This window comes from Klebsiella sp. PK01 (assembly GCF_057624675.1).
This window is the reverse complement of the sequence record NZ_JBYEZM010000002.1, coordinates 864,451-880,642: the sequence shown is the minus strand read 5'-3', so window position 1 is coordinate 880,642 and position 16,192 is coordinate 864,451. Positions and strand designations below refer to the sequence as shown.

Here is a 16,192-nt window from a genome sequence, read left to right as displayed (position 1 = left end):
CAAACGGTTTCGTCGGGGCTCAGGATTCTCTATAATGGCGGCCGTTTCCCCCTGGCTCACCTTGAAAGCTTCGAAGACGAGAGACTTATGATGGATATTTTGCGTGGTTCACCTGCACTGTCGGCATTCCGTATCAACAAACTGCTGGCACGTTTTCAGGCGGCCAACCTGCCGGTTAGCACCTTATACGCGGAGTATGTTCACTTTGCCGACCTGAGCGCCCCGCTAAGCGATGAGGAGCGCGAAAGACTGGTCAGACTGCTCAAATATGGCCCAAGCCTCAGCAGCCATACGCCAACCGGTAAATTACTGCTCGTCACCCCTCGCCCCGGCACTATCTCTCCCTGGTCCTCCAAAGCTACCGACATCGCCCATAACTGCGGTTTATCGCAGGTCGTGCGTTTGGAACGCGGCGTGGCGTACTACGTTGAAGCACAGGGTCTGAGCGATGCGCAGTGGGACGCCGTTGCGGCGGAACTGCACGATCGCATGATGGAGAGCGTTTTCACTGAGCTGGAAGAGGGAGAGAAGCTGTTTGTTCACCATCAGCCGACGCCAGTGACCAGCGTCGACCTGCTGGGCCAGGGACGTCAGGCGCTGATTGACGCCAACCTCCGTCTGGGGCTGGCGCTGGCCGATGACGAAATCGACTACCTGCAGGACGCATTCGTTAAACTTGGCCGCAATCCGAACGACATCGAGCTGTATATGTTCGCGCAGGCCAACTCGGAACATTGCCGCCACAAAATTTTTAACGCCGACTGGATTATCGACGGCCAAAAACAGCCGAAGTCGCTGTTTAAAATGATCAAAAACACCTTCGAGAAAAACCCGGAATATGTGCTGTCTGCCTATAAAGACAACGCTGCGGTAATGGAAGGTTCCGAAGTCGGCCGCTATTTCGCCGACTATCAGACCGGGCGCTATGACTTCCATCAGGAGCCGGCGCACATTCTGATGAAAGTTGAAACCCACAACCACCCGACGGCAATTTCGCCGTGGCCAGGGGCCGCGACCGGTTCCGGCGGCGAGATCCGCGACGAAGGCGCAACCGGACGCGGCGCGAAGCCGAAAGCGGGTCTGGTCGGCTTCTCGGTTTCTAACCTGCGTATTCCGGGCTTTGAGCAGCCGTGGGAAGAGGATTTCGGTAAACCTGAGCGTATCGTGACCGCGCTGGATATCATGACCGAAGGCCCACTAGGCGGCGCGGCGTTTAACAACGAATTTGGTCGTCCGGCGCTGAATGGCTACTTCCGTACCTATGAAGAGAAAGTGACCAGCCACAATGGCGAAGAGCTGCGCGGCTATCACAAACCGATCATGCTGGCGGGCGGCATTGGCAACATCCGCGGCGAGCACGTCCAGAAGGGCGAAATCACCGTTGGCGCCAAGCTTATCGTGCTGGGTGGCCCGGCGATGAATATCGGTCTCGGCGGCGGCGCGGCGTCATCCATGGCTTCCGGCCAGTCTGATGCCGATCTGGATTTTGCCTCCGTACAGCGCGACAACCCGGAAATGGAGCGCCGCTGTCAGGAAGTGATCGACCGCTGCTGGCAGCTGGGCGATGCGAACCCGATTCTGTTTATCCACGACGTTGGCGCGGGCGGTCTCTCTAACGCCATGCCGGAGCTGGTGAGCGATGGCGGCCGCGGCGGGAATTTCCAGCTGCGCGATATCCTCAGCGATGAGCCGGGAATGAGTCCGCTGGAGATCTGGTGTAACGAATCCCAGGAACGTTATGTTCTGGCGGTCGCGCCGGAACAGCTGCCGCTGTTTGAAGAGCTGTGCCGCCGCGAGCGCGCGCCTTACGCGGTGATCGGCGAAGCCACGGCGGAGCAACACCTTAGCCTGAGCGACAGCCACTTTAACGATCGGCCGATCGACCTGCCGCTGGACGTCCTGCTCGGCAAAACGCCGAAAATGACACGTGACGTGCAAACGCTGAAAGCACAGGGCAGTGAGCTGGATCGTCAACCAATGACGATTGCCGATGCGGTTAACCGCGTGCTGCATCTGCCGACGGTGGCCGAGAAAACCTTCCTCGTGACCATCGGCGACCGCACCGTGACCGGTATGGTAGCGCGCGATCAGATGGTAGGACCGTGGCAGATCCCGGTCGCTAACTGCGCGGTGACCACTGCCAGCCTCGATAGCTACTACGGCGAAGCGATGGCGATGGGCGAACGCGCGCCGGTTGCGCTGCTCGACTTTGCCGCCTCGGCCCGTCTGGCGGTCGGCGAGGCGTTGACAAACATCGCCGCTACGCAGATTGGCGAACTCAACCGCGTCAAACTGTCGGCAAACTGGATGGCGGCAGCCGGTCACCCGGGTGAAGACGCCGGTCTGTATGAGGCGGTAAAAGCGGTCGGTGAAGAGCTGTGTCCAGCGCTGGGCCTGACTATCCCGGTGGGTAAAGACTCAATGTCGATGAAAACCCGCTGGCAGGAAGGCAGCGAGCAGCGCGAAATGACCTCGCCGTTGTCGCTGGTGATCTCCGCGTTTGCCCGCGTTGAAGACGTGCGCGGCACCGTGACCCCGCAGCTCTCTACGGAAGATAACGCCCTGCTGCTGATCGATCTCGGCAAAGGGCGTAACGCGCTGGGCGCCACCGCGCTGGCGCAGGTCTATCGTCAGTTAGGCGACCAGCCGGCCGACGTGCGTGATGTCGTGCAGCTGAAAGGCTTCTGGGACGCGATGCAGGCGCTGGTGGCGCAGCGTAAGCTGCTGGCTTACCACGACCGCTCCGATGGCGGCTTGTTAGTGACGCTGGCGGAAATGGCTTTTGCCGGTCACTGCGGCGTAACTGCCGATATCGCCGCGCTGGGCGACGACCGTCTGGCTGCGTTGTTCAACGAAGAATTGGGCGCGGTGATTCAGGTTCGCGCCGCGGATCGCGAAGCGGTAGAAGCGCTGCTGGCGATGAATGGTCTGGCAGATTGCGTGCACTACTTAGGCCAGGCGACGGCGGGGGATCGTTTTGTTATCACCGCCGACGGTCAGCCGCTGTTCAGCGAAAGCCGCACCACGCTGCGTATGTGGTGGGCGGAAACCACCTGGCAGATGCAGCGTCTGCGCGATAATCCGGAGTGCGCCGATCAGGAGCACCAGGCGAAGTCTAACGATAGCGACCCGGGTCTTAACGTTAAGCTGTCGTTTGATATCAATGAAGATGTTGCCGCGCCGTATATTGCGACCGGCGCGCGCCCGAAAGTGGCCGTGCTGCGCGAGCAGGGGGTTAACTCCCATGTTGAAATGGCCGCCGCTTTCCATCGCGCCGGCTTCGACGCCATTGACGTGCATATGAGCGATCTACTGGCGGGTCGTACCGGTCTTGGCGACTTCCATGCGCTGGTGGCCTGCGGCGGCTTCTCCTACGGTGACGTACTGGGGGCAGGTGAAGGTTGGGCAAAATCGATTCTGTTCAACGAACGCGTACGCGATGAGTTCGCCACTTTCTTCCACCGCCCGCAGACGCTGGCGCTGGGCGTGTGTAACGGTTGTCAGATGATGTCCAATCTGCGTGAACTGATCCCTGGCAGCGACCTGTGGCCGCGCTTCGTACGCAACCACTCTGACCGCTTTGAAGCGCGTTTCAGCCTGGTTGAAGTTACCCAAAGCCCATCGCTGCTGTTGCAGGGGATGGCCGGTTCGATGATGCCGATTGCCGTTTCGCACGGCGAAGGGCAGGTGGAAGTTCGTGATAGCGCGCATCTGGCTCAGCTTGAAAGCAAAGGCCTGGTGGCGCTGCGCTTCGTCGATAACTTCGGCAAAGTGACGCAAACCTATCCGGCGAACCCGAACGGCTCGGTGAACGGCATTACCGCAGTGACCAGCGAAAGCGGTCGCGCGACGATCATGATGCCGCACCCGGAACGCGTCTTCCGTACCGTCAGCAACTCCTGGCACCCGGAAAACTGGGGTGAAGACAGCCCATGGATGCGCATCTTCCGCAACGCGCGTAAGCAACTGGGTTAATACCGTTTACGTAACGCGTTGTTGATAATGAGCCCCCTGGTCATCAGGGGGCTTTTTTATTTGTGATCGGGGCCGCGTGACGGTGTCGGGAATTACCGACAAACGCGGTTTTGGGGTGTCTCCAAAAGGCGACACTTAATATACTGATTTTAAAAGATTCTATATATATGCTTATTTGGTGTTGCTAATTAGCGACACCAAGGCCGAATGTTGTGCGATAGGCTTTTGAAGCGGAATTACATGTAATTCTTTATATATCATGCTGTTAATAATTTGTTTTGAAAGGTGGCACACTTCATGCATAATAATTGGCAGTGGCTCATTCACCTTCTTATGTCAGCCCCTTCGGGAAGCGCTACATAAACTTCGAATGACGCACAAACAGGTGCCTGCCGTCCAACTCCTGATAACAGCTCTGCTTTATCAGTCATCGGGCGAAACGTCGAGTAAGGCACCGCCTCATTCCTTAATAAAGGCAGGCTTTAGAGCCTGCCTTTATTGTTTCTGCCGTGGATGTTTCCGCCATCCTCAGTTAGCATCTTCAGGAGCTAATGGTTGAGGCTATATCTTTGAAGCGATTCTCTCTTTTCCCCCGTTCCTTGCGCCAACTGGTGACGCTTTCCTTTGTGCTGATCATGTTGCCGCTGCTTGTCCTGGCATGGCAGGCCTGGCAAAGCCTGAACGCGCTCAGCGCCCAGGCCGCGCATATTAACCGCACCACCTTGACGGATGCGCGGCGTAGCGAAGCGATGGTCAACGCCTCGCTGGAAATGGAGCGTAGCTATCTCCAGTATTGCGTGCTGGACGATCCTACCCTTGAGCGGGTCTATCAAAATCAACGTAAGCGTTATAGCGAAATGCTTGAGGCGCTCTCTGGCGTGTTGCCGGATGCTGACATCTGGCAGACCCTGCGGCAAAACCTCGCCGACCTGGCCCAACTACGTTGCCATAATAGCGCGCCGGACGCCAAAGCCGCGGCGAGCCTCGAAGCCTTTGCCGATGCTAACAATGAAATGGTACAGGCGACCCGAACGGTAATCTTCTCCCGCGGCCAGCAGCTACAGCAGGAGATTGCCGAGCGCGGGCAGTTTTTCGGCTGGCAGGCGCTGGTTCTGTTTCTGCTGAGCCTGACGCTGGTCTTGCTGTTTACCCGCATGATCATCGGCCCGGTGAAGGGCATCGAGAAGATGATTAACCGCCTGGGGGAGGGGAAGTCGCTGGATGATGCGGCGCTGTTCACCGGCCCGCGCGAACTGCGATCGGTCGGTAAACGGATTATCTGGTTGAGCGAACGTCTGGCGTGGCTGGAGTCCCAACGCCACCAGTTTCTTCGTCATCTGTCACATGAACTGAAAACACCGCTCGCCAGCATGCGTGAAGGAACGGAACTGCTGGCGGACCGGGTAGCGGGGCCGCTGACGACGGAGCAGCAAGAAATCGTTGAGATCCTCGATAACAGCAGCCGTAATCTGCAAAAGCTAATCGAACAACTGCTCGACTATAACCGTAAACTGGCCGATGGCCCGGTCGAGCGGCAGAAGGTGGATATTGCCGAACTGGCGCAGACCGTCGTTTCCGCGCATAGTTTACCGGCAAGGGCCAAGATGATGTCTACCGAGCTAGCGCTGGATGAACGCTTCTGCCTGGCGGAGCCGACGTTGCTGACCAGCGTGCTTGATAATCTGTACTCCAATGCGGTGCACTATGGCGCTGAATCCGGTAACATTCGTATTCATAGTTACCGCCACGGCGAGCAGGTTCGTATCGATGTCGCCAATAGCGGCGAGCCGATCCCCGCCGCCGAAAGAAACATGATTTTCGAGCCTTTTTATCAGGGAAGCCACCTGCGTAAAGGGGCAGTAAAAGGCAGTGGTCTGGGGCTGAGTATCGCCCGCGACTGCGTACGGCAAATGCAGGGAGAGCTGAGCCTGGTCGATGACAATCCCGGGTTCATCTGTTTTCGCATCTCGCTCCCCGCCGCTGAGCCGGGAAAAACCAACACATGAATCAACATTGGGTGAATATGTCCCACTTTTTCGCATTGCGCCGTCCTTTACGGGGATGGCTGCTGTCGGGCCTATGCTGCCTGACGCTGGCGGGCTGTTCCGCCGCTATGTCGCCGCGCGCCGCTGACGGCAATGCGCCGCCCGAGCTGCCGGAACATCAGGTGGCGGATTTTCTCTCCGTAGATTGCGCCAATATCTGGTCGCTGGAAAACGATGCCAGTGATAAAAACCCGCTGTACTGGCTGCGTGGTATTGACTGTGCGGATCGCCTGGCGCCGGTACAGGCCCGCGCCGAAGCCAAATTGCATACCGATGATAACTGGCAGGATGCTTTCAAACGCGGCATTCTGCTGGCCGACGCCAAAATCACCCCCGACGAGCGTCGCGAAATGGTTGCCCGCATCGACAGCTTTAGCCCGCAAATCGCCGCGCAGGTCCGCCCGCTGTACCGGCTGTGGCGCGACGGCCAGGCCCGGCAATTGCAGTTATTTGAGGAGCGCTCCCGCTACGGCAAACTTCAGCAATCGAGCGATGCTGAACTGGAAACCTTGCGCCAGCAGGAGCAACAGCTGCGTAGCCAGCTGGATTTGACCACCCGCAAGCTGGAAAACCTTACCGATATTGAGCGTCAGCTCTCCAGCCGTAAGCCCGGCGGCAATTTTAATAGCGGTAGCGACAAGGTACCGGAGGTGATCCATGACGATCCGTAAGCCCGCCCACCTGCTGCTGGTGGACGACGATCCGGGGTTGTTAAAGCTGCTGGGGATGCGTCTGGTCAGCGAAGGCTACAGCGTGGTCACGGCGGAAAGCGGGCCCGAGGCGCTACGCGTGCTGACGCGCGAACGGGTGGACCTGGTGGTGAGCGATTTACGCATGGATGAAATGGACGGCCTGCAGCTGTTTGCTGAAATCCAGAAGGCGCAGCCCGGTATGCCGGTCATCATCCTGACCGCCCACGGCTCCATTCCTGACGCCGTTGCCGCTACCCAGCAAGGGGTGTTTAGTTTTCTGACTAAACCGGTCGATAAAGACGCGCTGTATAAAGCGATTGATGATGCTCTCGAGCAGAGCTCGCCGGCCACCGACGAGCGCTGGCGACAGGCGATTGTCACCCGTAGCCCACAGATGCTGCGGCTGCTGGAGCAGGCCGGGATGGTGGCGCAGTCGGACGTTAGCGTGCTGATTATCGGCCAGAGCGGTACCGGGAAAGAGATTGTCGCCCAGGCGATCCACAACGCCAGTCCGCGCCACGAAAAACCGTTTATCGCGATTAACTGCGGCGCGTTGCCGGAACAATTACTGGAATCCGAACTGTTCGGCCACGCGCGCGGCGCCTTTACCGGCGCGGTCAGCAACCGCGAAGGGCTTTTTCAGGCCGCCGAGGGCGGTACGCTATTTCTTGATGAAATCGGCGATATGCCCGTCGCGCTGCAGGTGAAACTACTGCGCGTCCTGCAGGAGCGTAAGGTGCGCCCGCTGGGCAGCAACCGTGATATCGACATCGACGTGCGCATTGTTTCGGCGACCCACCGCGATCTGCCGAAGGCGATGGCGCGCGGCGAATTCCGTGAAGATCTGTTCTATCGGCTCAATGTGGTTAACCTGAAGATCCCGCCGCTTTCCGAGCGCGCGGAGGATATCCCGCTACTGGCCAATCATCTATTGCGCCAGTCCGCCGACCGTCACAAACCTTTCGTGCGCGCCTTCTCCACCGATGCGATGAAGCGGCTGATGGCCGCCAAATGGCCGGGCAACGTGCGCCAGCTGGTTAACGTGATTGAACAGTGCGTGGCGCTGACCTCATCGCCGGTGATCAGCGATGCGCTGGTGGAGCAGGCGCTGGAGGGTGAGAATACCGCGCTACCGACCTTCGTTGAGGCGCGTAATCAGTTTGAGCTCAACTACCTGCGTAAGCTTTTACAGATAACCAAAGGTAACGTGACGCATGCCGCGCGGATGGCCGGGCGCAACCGCACCGAATTTTACAAACTGCTGTCGCGCCACGAGCTCGACGCCAACGACTTTAAAGAGTAGCCCCGCGGCATAGCGCAAGCTATGATACGGTAAGCAACCGGTTACGCGACAAAGACAGGAAAACCATGAAAAAGATTGATGCGATTATTAAACCGTTCAAATTGGATGACGTGCGTGAAGCGCTGGCGGAAGTCGGGATCACCGGCATGACGGTGACGGAAGTCAAAGGGTTTGGTCGTCAGAAAGGGCATACCGAGCTGTACCGCGGCGCGGAATATATGGTGGACTTTCTGCCGAAGGTGAAAATCGAAATCGTGGTGACTGACGATATCGTCGATACCTGCGTCGATACCATCATTCGTACCGCCCAGACCGGTAAAATCGGCGACGGTAAAATCTTTGTCTTCGACGTGGCGCGGGTGATTCGTATCCGTACCGGTGAAGAAGACGACGCGGCGATTTAATCCTCGCCGCTCGCTGCAGTATTGCCGGGTGGCGCTGCGCTTACCCGGCCTACAAATCCCCGCGTCGTTGGGCTTACAGAACCTTATGCGGGCCGAAACATTCGTAATGAATGTTGTCTTTATTGACCCCTAATTCTACCAGCTGCTTCGCTGCAAATTGCATAAACGCTACCGGGCCGCAGAGATAGAATTGCATCTGCGGGTCGCGAATATTTTCCGCCAGCGGCGCTAAATCCATCAAACCTTCGCTATTAAAACGTCCTGCCTGACGGTCGGCTTCGCTCGGGCTGCGGTACCAGACGTGTGAGGTAAATTTCGGTAGCGTCGCGCCAAGCGCCTTCACTTCGTCCGCAAAAGCGTGAACGTCACCGTTTTCCGCCGCGTGGAACCAGTTCACCTGGCCCTGATGATGGCTTTTCGCCAGCGTATCCAGCATCGCCAGCATTGGCGTTTGGCCGACGCCGCCGGAGAGCAGGGTCACCGGCGTCTGCGCTTCCACGTTAAGGAAGAAGTCGCCTGCCGGTGCGGCTAAATAGACCACGTCGCCTTCGCTGGCGTGGTTATGCAGCCAGTTGGACACCTGGCCGCCATTCTCGCGCTTCACCGCGATGCGATAGCCCTTACCGTCCGCTTTGCGGGTCAGAGAGTATTGACGAATTTCCTGATATTCGAAGGCTTCCGGCTTCAGCCAGATAGCCAGATACTGTCCCGGCAGGTAATCGGCGACCGGCTGACCGTCGACAGGCTCCAGTTCAAAGCTGGTAATAAGCTGGCTGCGCGGGGTCTTCTTAACAATGCGAAACGCACGGGTACCTTCCCAACCGCCATTTTTACTGGCGTTATCCTGATAGATTTCCGCTTCGCGATTGATGAAGACGTTCGCCAGCACGCCATAGGCTTTGCCCCAGGCGTCGAGTACTTCCTGGCCCGGGCTAAACATTTCGTCGAGGGTCGCCAGCAGATGGCTGCCGACGATATTGTACTGCTCCGGTTTAATCTGGAAGCTGGTATGTTTCTGGGCGATTTTTTCGACCGCCGGCAGCAGGGCCGGCAGGTTGTCGATATTGCTGGCGTAGGCGGCAATAGCGTTGAACAGCGCTTCGCGCTGATCGCCGTTACGCTGGTTACTCATATTGAAGATCTCTTTGAGCTCCGGATTATGAGTAAACATGCGGTCATAAAAATGTGCGGTTAACTTTGGGCCGGTCTCTACAAGCAGGGGAATGGTAGCTTTGACCGTGGCGATGGTTTGAGCGTCGAGCATAGCAGCTTCCTTAAATATTATCCTATTGATGCATTTCAAATGCATCTTATATAAATAACCCTGCTATGTAAATGGTTCTTTATCACTTTGCCGCAAAGCCGTTACAACATGAAGAATTTGCATCACAAACCTGAAAAGAAATCCGTTGATAATGTTTGATGCGTTATTGCTCAAAGCCTTGTGTGCTGTGGAGCCAATCGTTTGCGTAAAATCCTTTGTCAAGACCTGTTATCACAGAATGATTCGGTTATACTGTGGGCCGTTGTCCATCAGGACCGCCTTTTTAGGCCAAAATTTTATCGTTAGCTGAGTCAGGAGATGCGGATGTTAAAGCGTGAAATGAACATTGCCGATTATGATGCCGAACTGTGGCAGGCTATGGAGCAGGAAAAAGTACGTCAGGAAGAGCACATCGAACTGATCGCCTCCGAGAACTACACCAGTCCGCGCGTGATGCAGGCTCAGGGTTCCCAGCTGACTAACAAATATGCTGAAGGTTATCCGGGCAAGCGCTACTACGGTGGCTGCGAGTACGTGGATATCGTTGAGCAACTGGCTATCGACCGCGCGAAAGAACTGTTCGGCGCCGACTACGCTAACGTGCAGCCGCACTCCGGCTCGCAGGCTAACTTTGCCGTCTACACCGCTCTGCTGCAGCCAGGCGATACCGTGCTGGGTATGAACCTGGCGCAAGGCGGCCACCTGACCCACGGTTCCCCGGTTAACTTCTCCGGTAAACTGTACAACATCATTCCTTACGGTATCGATGAGTCCGGTAAAATTGACTACGAAGACATGGCGAAGCAGGCTCAGGAGCACAAACCGAAGATGATCATCGGTGGCTTCTCCGCTTACTCCGGTATCGTTGACTGGGCGAAAATGCGTGAAATCGCTGACAGCATCGGCGCTTACCTGTTCGTCGATATGGCGCACGTAGCGGGCCTGATTGCTGCCGGCGTTTATCCGAACCCGGTTCCGCATGCCCACGTTGTTACTACTACCACCCACAAAACCCTGGCGGGTCCGCGCGGCGGCCTGATCCTGGCGAAAGGCGGTAGCGAAGAGCTGTACAAGAAACTGAACTCCGCCGTGTTCCCAAGCGCGCAGGGCGGCCCGCTGATGCACGTTATCGCCGCGAAAGCGGTGGCGCTGAAAGAAGCGATGGAGCCAGAGTTCAAAGTTTACCAGCAGCAGGTTGCTAAAAACGCCAAAGCGATGGTGGAAGTGTTCCTGAACCGCGGTTACAAAGTGGTTTCTGGCGGTACTGAAAACCACCTGTTCCTGCTGGATCTGGTTGATAAAAACCTGACCGGTAAAGAAGCTGACGCCGCCCTGGGCCGCGCCAACATCACCGTTAACAAAAACAGCGTGCCGAACGATCCGAAGAGCCCGTTCGTGACTTCCGGTATCCGTATCGGTTCTCCGGCTGTGACTCGCCGCGGCTTTAAAGAAGCGGAAGTGAAGGAGCTGGCTGGCTGGATGTGCGACGTTCTCGACAATATCAACGACGAAGCTGTTATTGAGCGCGTCAAAGGAAAAGTGCTGGATATCTGCGCACGTTTCCCGGTTTACGCATAATCTTGCCGCGTTAAGATAAAAAAGGCCGCGATTGCGGCCTTTTTTGTGTCTGATGATTAGCGGCGGTCCAGCGAAATTGAACCCGGTCCGGTTATTGCCAGCAGCAGGAAGGCCCCGGCAATACTGACGTTCTTATAGAAGTTAATCATATTCGGCAATACCGCATCGCCGGTCATATCCCAGTAATGGTGGCCGATAACCGCGGTACCCAGGGTGTAAAAAATAAAGATCACCGCCAGCGGGCGGGTAAAGAAACCTAAAATAATCAGAATAGCGGCGGGAACCTCCATGATGACCGCGATAATCGCCGCCAGCGTCGGCAGCGGCGCGCCGGAAGAAGCCATATATTGTACCGTTCCGCTAAATCCCATCAGTTTCGGATAACCAAAAATAATGAACAGCAGCACGATCGCAATACGTGCGATTAACAGCAGAACAGGGCGGGAAGAGCCAAAGTCAAAATAGCGTAGCGTGTTCATAATCAGTCCTTTATCACAGGCGTGTGATCTAAACGTAATACACATTTTTACTCCCCGCCACGCTGGGAAACTAATATTGTTGCGCTTCGTTTAGCGGCGATTGAGTCGATATGCAGAAAGCGCTTTGATGCCCGGTTATCGGATTTTTTTTCATACTGCCTGCCATTTCGTAAAACCCTTGCGTGACGATGCTCACGATTTTAAGAGAAATGTAGTTAATGACCATGCAGATAGTGAGACATGGGTTTGCTCAGTATGCGCTTTATCGCCAGACTAGAGCTTCCATTCGGGAGGGAATCATGGTCTTGCACTCCACGCGCTGGCTGGCGCTAAGTTACTTCACCTATTTTTTTAGCTACGGTATTTTTCTGCCATTCTGGAGCGTCTGGCTGGCAGGCGTTGGCCTGACGCCGGAAACCATCGGCGTGCTGCTCGGCGCCGGGCTGGTGGCGCGTTTTCTGGGCAGTCTGCTGATTGCGCCGCGGGTTAGCGATCCTTCTCGTTTGATTAGCGCCTTGCGAATCCTGGCATTACTGACGCTGCTGTTTGCTCTCGCCTTCTGGGCCGGCGGGCAGGTGGCCTGGCTGATGGTAGTCATCGTCGGATTCAACCTCTTTTTCTCGCCGCTGGTGCCGCTAACCGATGCACTGGCCAACACCTGGCAAAAGCAGATCACCATGGATTACGGTCGGGTGCGGTTGTGGGGATCGATTGCTTTCGTCATCGGTTCTGCGCTGACCGGCAAACTGGTGAGTTTGTATGATTACCGGGCGATCCTGCTGTTGTTAAGCCTGGGCACCGCTTCGATGCTGTTGGGCATGTTACTGAAACCTTCAGTGATGCCGCAGGGGGAGAGCCGACATCAGGAGGCGGCCGGACTATCGGCGTGGCTTAGCCTGGTGCGGCAAAGCTGGCGTTTTCTTGCCTGCGTCTGTCTGTTGCAGGGGGCGCACGCCGCCTACTACGGTTTCAGCGCGCTGTACTGGCAGCAGGCCGGTTATTCAGCTTCCGCCGTCGGCTATTTGTGGTCGCTCGGCGTCGTCGCCGAAGTAGTGATTTTTGCCCTGAGTAAAAAAGTCTTCCGTCGCTTTAGCGCCCGCGACCTACTGCTGCTTTCGGCGGTGTGCGGCGTGGCGCGCTGGACGATTATGGGCTGGACGACCGCGTTGCCATGGCTACTGGTTGCGCAGATCTTGCATTGTGGAACGTTCACCGTCTGCCACCTGGCGGCCATGCGCTATATCGCCGCGCGGCAGGGAAGTGAGGTCATCCGCCTGCAGGCCGTTTACTCGGCGGTGGCGATGGGCGGCAGCATTGCGGTGATGACGGTATTTGCCGGCTTCCTCTATCAGCACCTGCATCAGGGCGTCTTCTGGGTGATGGCGCTGGTAGCGCTTCCGGCGCTGATCGTGCGGCCGAAGGCGGTAACCGCCTAGCTCTCAAGCATTTTGCAAATCTGCTGCCGCTGGTGATCGCTGAAATTCTCTTCAGCATGAAACAGCGGTGGCGAAAACAGTGGTAGCGCGGTGGTGTAAGGCGTGACTACTAAGGTCACATCCTTCGGCGCGCCTTGTTGCTGAAACTGCGTCACGCTTAAGTATTTAATATTCAGCGGCAGCAGCGTCAATTCCCGCAATTGCATTTCCAGCGCCTGTTCCAGCTCGCTATTTTCCCGCGTCAGCAACACCACCTGCTTTTCATGCAGGTCGGCTTTTTGCATCAACCATGCGCCGAAAATCACCGCAATTAAACTGACCTCTTCCTGATTAAATTGAATATGATAGGCCGTTTCGAAATCGCGCAATGCGTCCTGAGTGGTACGCATCAGGCGCGGATACAGGCGTCCGATCTCCTCAGGTAAGGCGTTATCGATACCGATAGCGAATACGCTGCGGTTCAACGCCTGCGAAAGATGAATATAGAGCTGGTCGCTTAACCCCTGTTCATCGCTAAACGGCCGTCCCGCCAGATCCTGGAAACGATGGATCAAGCGGGAGATCGCCAGATGCAGGCGTCTGTCCTGTTGATGGCCGTCATGAATCGGATCCGGCGTTTTCAGCAACATAAAAAGCAGGGTCAGGAAATGTTGTTCGCCGGCGTGGGGCGTGGCGCTGACCCGACGCTGCCAGTGGCGAACGATTTCGGCGGCGAGGTCAAATTCCGCCGCCGCCTGGGCCCAGCTGCGCTGCTGGTGGGTGAAATCCGGCGACTGGCCCAGATGATGTTGTAGCAGGCAGTACTGAAGATACAGGCGCAGGAACTGCCCGTCCCGACAGTCAAACTGCCGATTGAGCGCGCGCGCGCAGCGATTCACCAGCGCCTGAAGATTGGTATCATCATATAAGGTTCGCGCGATACCCTGCTGTTTAAGCTGCGTTTTTAACGCCGGGGTAAAATGGTGGTGAACGAAATGCGGGCACAGGCGCAGCCCGCGCCGGAGAGCGTGCAGCAGGCACAGGCGTTGATCGAGCGCGGCGCCTTCAATCCGATAGCTGCCGTCCATCTGCGACGCGAGAGTCAGTCGATGATAACGCTGAATTTCGCGCCCCGTCTCCGCGATATCCTGTTGGGCCGTCGCCTCATCCACCTGGTTGAGCCTGACCAGCTGTTGCGGCGTGACGGATTGTCCCGGAAGATAGAACATCAGGAGCACCTGGCTACGGCGCTGTGGACTGGAAAGCGCAGATGGTGGTTCAATCACTGTCATCATCTGGTAAGTTCCAGTTAGGGTTTCAGCTAAGAATAGCCAAAGGATGCGGGTTGAGCAGGACGGGCCGCGGCCTTTAGATCAGGATTGCTGGCGAGGTTCACAGAATTTTTCACGCGAGGAACAGATGAAGAGAGTGAAACACTGCGTCAGTGCGGCATTTTTCATGGTTTTATCATTGTCAGCCGTTGCGCATCCGCACAGCTTCATTAATTTGCAGAGTGAGGCCGTGGTGAAAGACGGTCAGTTGACCGGTTTCAATATGCGCTGGACGATGGACGAAATAACCTCAGCGGATCTGCTCTATGATGCCGGAAATGCCAAGCCGGGCAGCGAAGTATGGAAAAAACTGGCAGCGGAGGTGATGGCCAATGTGCTCGGCCAGCACTACTTCAGCGAGCTGTGGCATAACGGCCAGCGGGTGAAGTTTGCTAACCGCCCGGATGGTTACGGCCTTGCGCGTAGCGGGATGCAGGCGGTACTTACCTTCACCTTGCCGCTGGCGACGCCGCAGCCCATTGCCGGACAAACCTTCACTTTATCCACCTTCGATCCGACCTACTATGTCGATATGTTTTATGAGCAGGATAGCGATTTTTCACTGCCTGCCGCGCTGCGGGCCTCCTGTAAGACCACGGTAATGACGCCGAAACCCAACGACAAAATGCTGTCTTATGCGCAGTCGCTCGATAAAGAGGACGCGCCGCCGGAAGACATGGAACTGGGTAACTACTTCGCCCAGAAGGTGACCTTGACATGTCAGTAGTCTTTACGCCGCGAGCGCGGGCGCCGCGCTGGAAATCACTCTGGCCGCTGGCGCTGTTTCTGATGCTGACCGTCGTGGGCGGTATCTGGTTGTGGCTCGCCTGGCCGCAGGTACTGTTGCAAAGCGCGGTCTGGCAGCGTTCACTGAATCTTGAGCTCAGCCAACTGCTGCAGGCGGTGGCGGATAACCCTTCAGCGGCGGGGCTATCGCTGCTCGGGTTCAGCTTTGTCTACGGTGTGCTACATGCCTTAGGCCCTGGCCACGGTAAAATCGTGATTACCACCTGGCTTGCCACCCATCCCTCAAAGCTGAAATCGAGTATTACGCTGACGCTGGCGGCATCGCTGTTGCAGGGAATGGTGGCGATAGCGCTGGTGGTGGTGGTATTGACGCTGCTGCAGCTCCCGGCGCGTCAACTGCATCTCAGCAGCTTCTGGCTGGAGAAGGGCAGTTATCTGCTGGTCGGCGCATTGGGGCTTTTACTGTGCTGGCGGGCATTGAAAAAACTGCGAGTCTTGCTACGGCGGCCAACGTTTACCGCTTTTACCCTGCAGCACGTCCATGATGAACATTGCGGCTGCGGCCATCAGCACCTTCCGGCGCCGGATCAACTACAGAGTGGCGACGACTGGCGCGCCAGGCTGGCGATTGTGCTGTCGATGGGCATGCGTCCCTGCTCGGGAGCGATTATGGTGCTGCTGTTCAGTAAGGTGATCGACGTCTTTGGCTGGGGCATGGCAGCCGCGCTGGTGATGGCGGCGGGAACGTCGCTGACCATAAGCGGGCTGGCGCTGTTGGTGCATGGATTCCGCCAGTTGGCTATCCGCCTGAGTCGCCATCAGGCACCAGCGATGTGGAAACAGGTTGGCTGGGCGACGCTGGCGCTGGCCGGCGGCGTGGCGCTGTTGACGGCGGCCGTCGTGATGTGGAGTAGCGCGATCCCGCCGGGCGGCGGCTTGCGGCCGTTTTAGGGGATAAA

Annotated in this window: 12 protein-coding genes; 9 read left to right on the top strand and 3 right to left on the bottom strand. The window is 57.1% G+C overall.

The window, feature by feature from the left end; translation table 11 throughout:
* The first annotated feature begins 87 nt into the window (after positions 1-87).
* From purL to glnB, 5 genes are all read left to right on the top strand, one after another.
* Entirely contained in the window at positions 88-3,975 is a 3,888-nt protein-coding gene (gene purL, locus AC22LX_RS09390) for a phosphoribosylformylglycinamidine synthase (RefSeq protein ID WP_487333955.1), read from the top strand.
* 569 nt (positions 3,976-4,544) lie between these two features.
* On the top strand, positions 4,545-5,981 hold the full coding sequence (locus AC22LX_RS09385) for a sensor histidine kinase (protein WP_074165839.1): 1,437 nt from the start codon (positions 4,545-4,547) through the stop codon (positions 5,979-5,981).
* Positions 5,982-5,998: 17 nt separating this feature from the next.
* A complete protein-coding gene (gene qseG, locus AC22LX_RS09380) occupies positions 5,999-6,691 on the top strand; it encodes a two-component system QseEF-associated lipoprotein QseG (protein WP_045392809.1) in 693 nt (230 codons plus the stop codon).
* Positions 6,678-8,015, top strand: coding sequence for a two-component system response regulator GlrR (gene glrR / locus AC22LX_RS09375; RefSeq protein WP_042893091.1), 1,338 nt, complete (start codon positions 6,678-6,680; stop codon positions 8,013-8,015). The genes qseG and glrR overlap by 14 nt, the downstream gene beginning before the upstream one ends.
* A 65-nt stretch (positions 8,016-8,080) precedes the next feature.
* Positions 8,081-8,419 (top strand): nitrogen regulatory protein P-II, encoded by a 339-nt coding sequence (gene glnB, locus AC22LX_RS09370; RefSeq protein WP_002914032.1) that lies wholly within the window; start codon positions 8,081-8,083, stop codon positions 8,417-8,419.
* A gap of 73 nt (positions 8,420-8,492) precedes the next feature.
* On the opposite strand, the gene hmpA is transcribed toward glnB, so the two are convergent.
* The gene (gene hmpA / locus AC22LX_RS09365) at positions 8,493-9,683 is read right to left on the bottom strand and encodes an NO-inducible flavohemoprotein (protein WP_487333954.1); all 1,191 of its coding nucleotides are present in this window, start codon (positions 9,681-9,683) and stop codon (positions 8,493-8,495) included.
* A gap of 324 nt (positions 9,684-10,007) precedes the next feature.
* Here hmpA and glyA point away from each other — a divergent pair, with 324 nt between their 5' ends.
* Positions 10,008-11,261 carry a serine hydroxymethyltransferase gene (gene glyA, locus AC22LX_RS09360; protein WP_015370305.1) on the top strand — a complete coding sequence of 418 codons (1,254 nt, stop codon included), beginning with the start codon at positions 10,008-10,010 and terminating at the stop codon, positions 11,259-11,261.
* A gap of 56 nt (positions 11,262-11,317) precedes the next feature.
* Here the strand turns inward: glyA and AC22LX_RS09355 are convergent, their stop codons facing one another.
* A complete protein-coding gene (locus tag AC22LX_RS09355; protein ID WP_045392754.1) occupies positions 11,318-11,740 on the bottom strand; it encodes a DoxX family protein in 423 nt (140 codons plus the stop codon).
* Positions 11,741-12,039: 299 nt separating this feature from the next.
* Here AC22LX_RS09355 and AC22LX_RS09350 point away from each other — a divergent pair, with 299 nt between their 5' ends.
* Positions 12,040-13,176, top strand: coding sequence for a 3-phenylpropionate MFS transporter (locus AC22LX_RS09350; protein ID WP_045392752.1), 1,137 nt, complete (start codon positions 12,040-12,042; stop codon positions 13,174-13,176).
* Here AC22LX_RS09350 and csiE read toward each other — a convergent pair.
* Complete coding sequence (gene csiE, locus AC22LX_RS09345; RefSeq protein WP_045392750.1) at positions 13,173-14,450, bottom strand: stationary phase inducible protein CsiE; 1,278 nt, start codon at positions 14,448-14,450, stop codon at positions 13,173-13,175. The genes AC22LX_RS09350 and csiE overlap by 4 nt on opposite strands.
* 124 nt (positions 14,451-14,574) lie before the next feature.
* On the opposite strand from csiE, the gene AC22LX_RS09340 reads away from it, so the two are divergent.
* Together AC22LX_RS09340 and AC22LX_RS09335 are read left to right on the top strand one after the other, a co-directional pair.
* Positions 14,575-15,213, top strand: coding sequence for a DUF1007 family protein (locus tag AC22LX_RS09340; RefSeq protein WP_045392748.1), 639 nt, complete (start codon positions 14,575-14,577; stop codon positions 15,211-15,213).
* A complete protein-coding gene (locus AC22LX_RS09335; protein WP_045392746.1) occupies positions 15,204-16,184 on the top strand; it encodes a nickel/cobalt transporter in 981 nt (326 codons plus the stop codon). Before AC22LX_RS09340 ends, AC22LX_RS09335 begins: the two co-directional genes overlap by 10 nt.
* Positions 16,185-16,192 lie beyond the last annotated feature (8 nt).

What these genes read in the sequence shown, in the direction of transcription:
- glyA (WP_015370305.1), top strand. Translation starts at nt 10,008, where the DNA reads ATGTTAAAGCGTGAAATGAACATTGCCGATTATGATGCCGAACTGTGG.
- purL (WP_487333955.1), top strand. Translation starts at nt 88, where the DNA reads ATGATGGATATTTTGCGTGGTTCACCTGCACTGTCGGCATTCCGTATC.
- AC22LX_RS09355 (WP_045392754.1), bottom strand. Translation starts at nt 11,740, where the DNA reads ATGAACACGCTACGCTATTTTGACTTTGGCTCTTCCCGCCCTGTTCTG.
- AC22LX_RS09340 (WP_045392748.1), top strand. Translation starts at nt 14,575, where the DNA reads ATGAAGAGAGTGAAACACTGCGTCAGTGCGGCATTTTTCATGGTTTTA.
- qseG (WP_045392809.1), top strand. Translation starts at nt 5,999, where the DNA reads ATGTCCCACTTTTTCGCATTGCGCCGTCCTTTACGGGGATGGCTGCTG.
- glrR (WP_042893091.1), top strand. Translation starts at nt 6,678, where the DNA reads ATGACGATCCGTAAGCCCGCCCACCTGCTGCTGGTGGACGACGATCCG.
- csiE (WP_045392750.1), bottom strand. Translation starts at nt 14,450, where the DNA reads ATGATGACAGTGATTGAACCACCATCTGCGCTTTCCAGTCCACAGCGC.
- hmpA (WP_487333954.1), bottom strand. Translation starts at nt 9,683, where the DNA reads ATGCTCGACGCTCAAACCATCGCCACGGTCAAAGCTACCATTCCCCTG.
- AC22LX_RS09350 (WP_045392752.1), top strand. Translation starts at nt 12,040, where the DNA reads ATGGTCTTGCACTCCACGCGCTGGCTGGCGCTAAGTTACTTCACCTAT.
- AC22LX_RS09335 (WP_045392746.1), top strand. Translation starts at nt 15,204, where the DNA reads ATGTCAGTAGTCTTTACGCCGCGAGCGCGGGCGCCGCGCTGGAAATCA.
- glnB (WP_002914032.1), top strand. Translation starts at nt 8,081, where the DNA reads ATGAAAAAGATTGATGCGATTATTAAACCGTTCAAATTGGATGACGTG.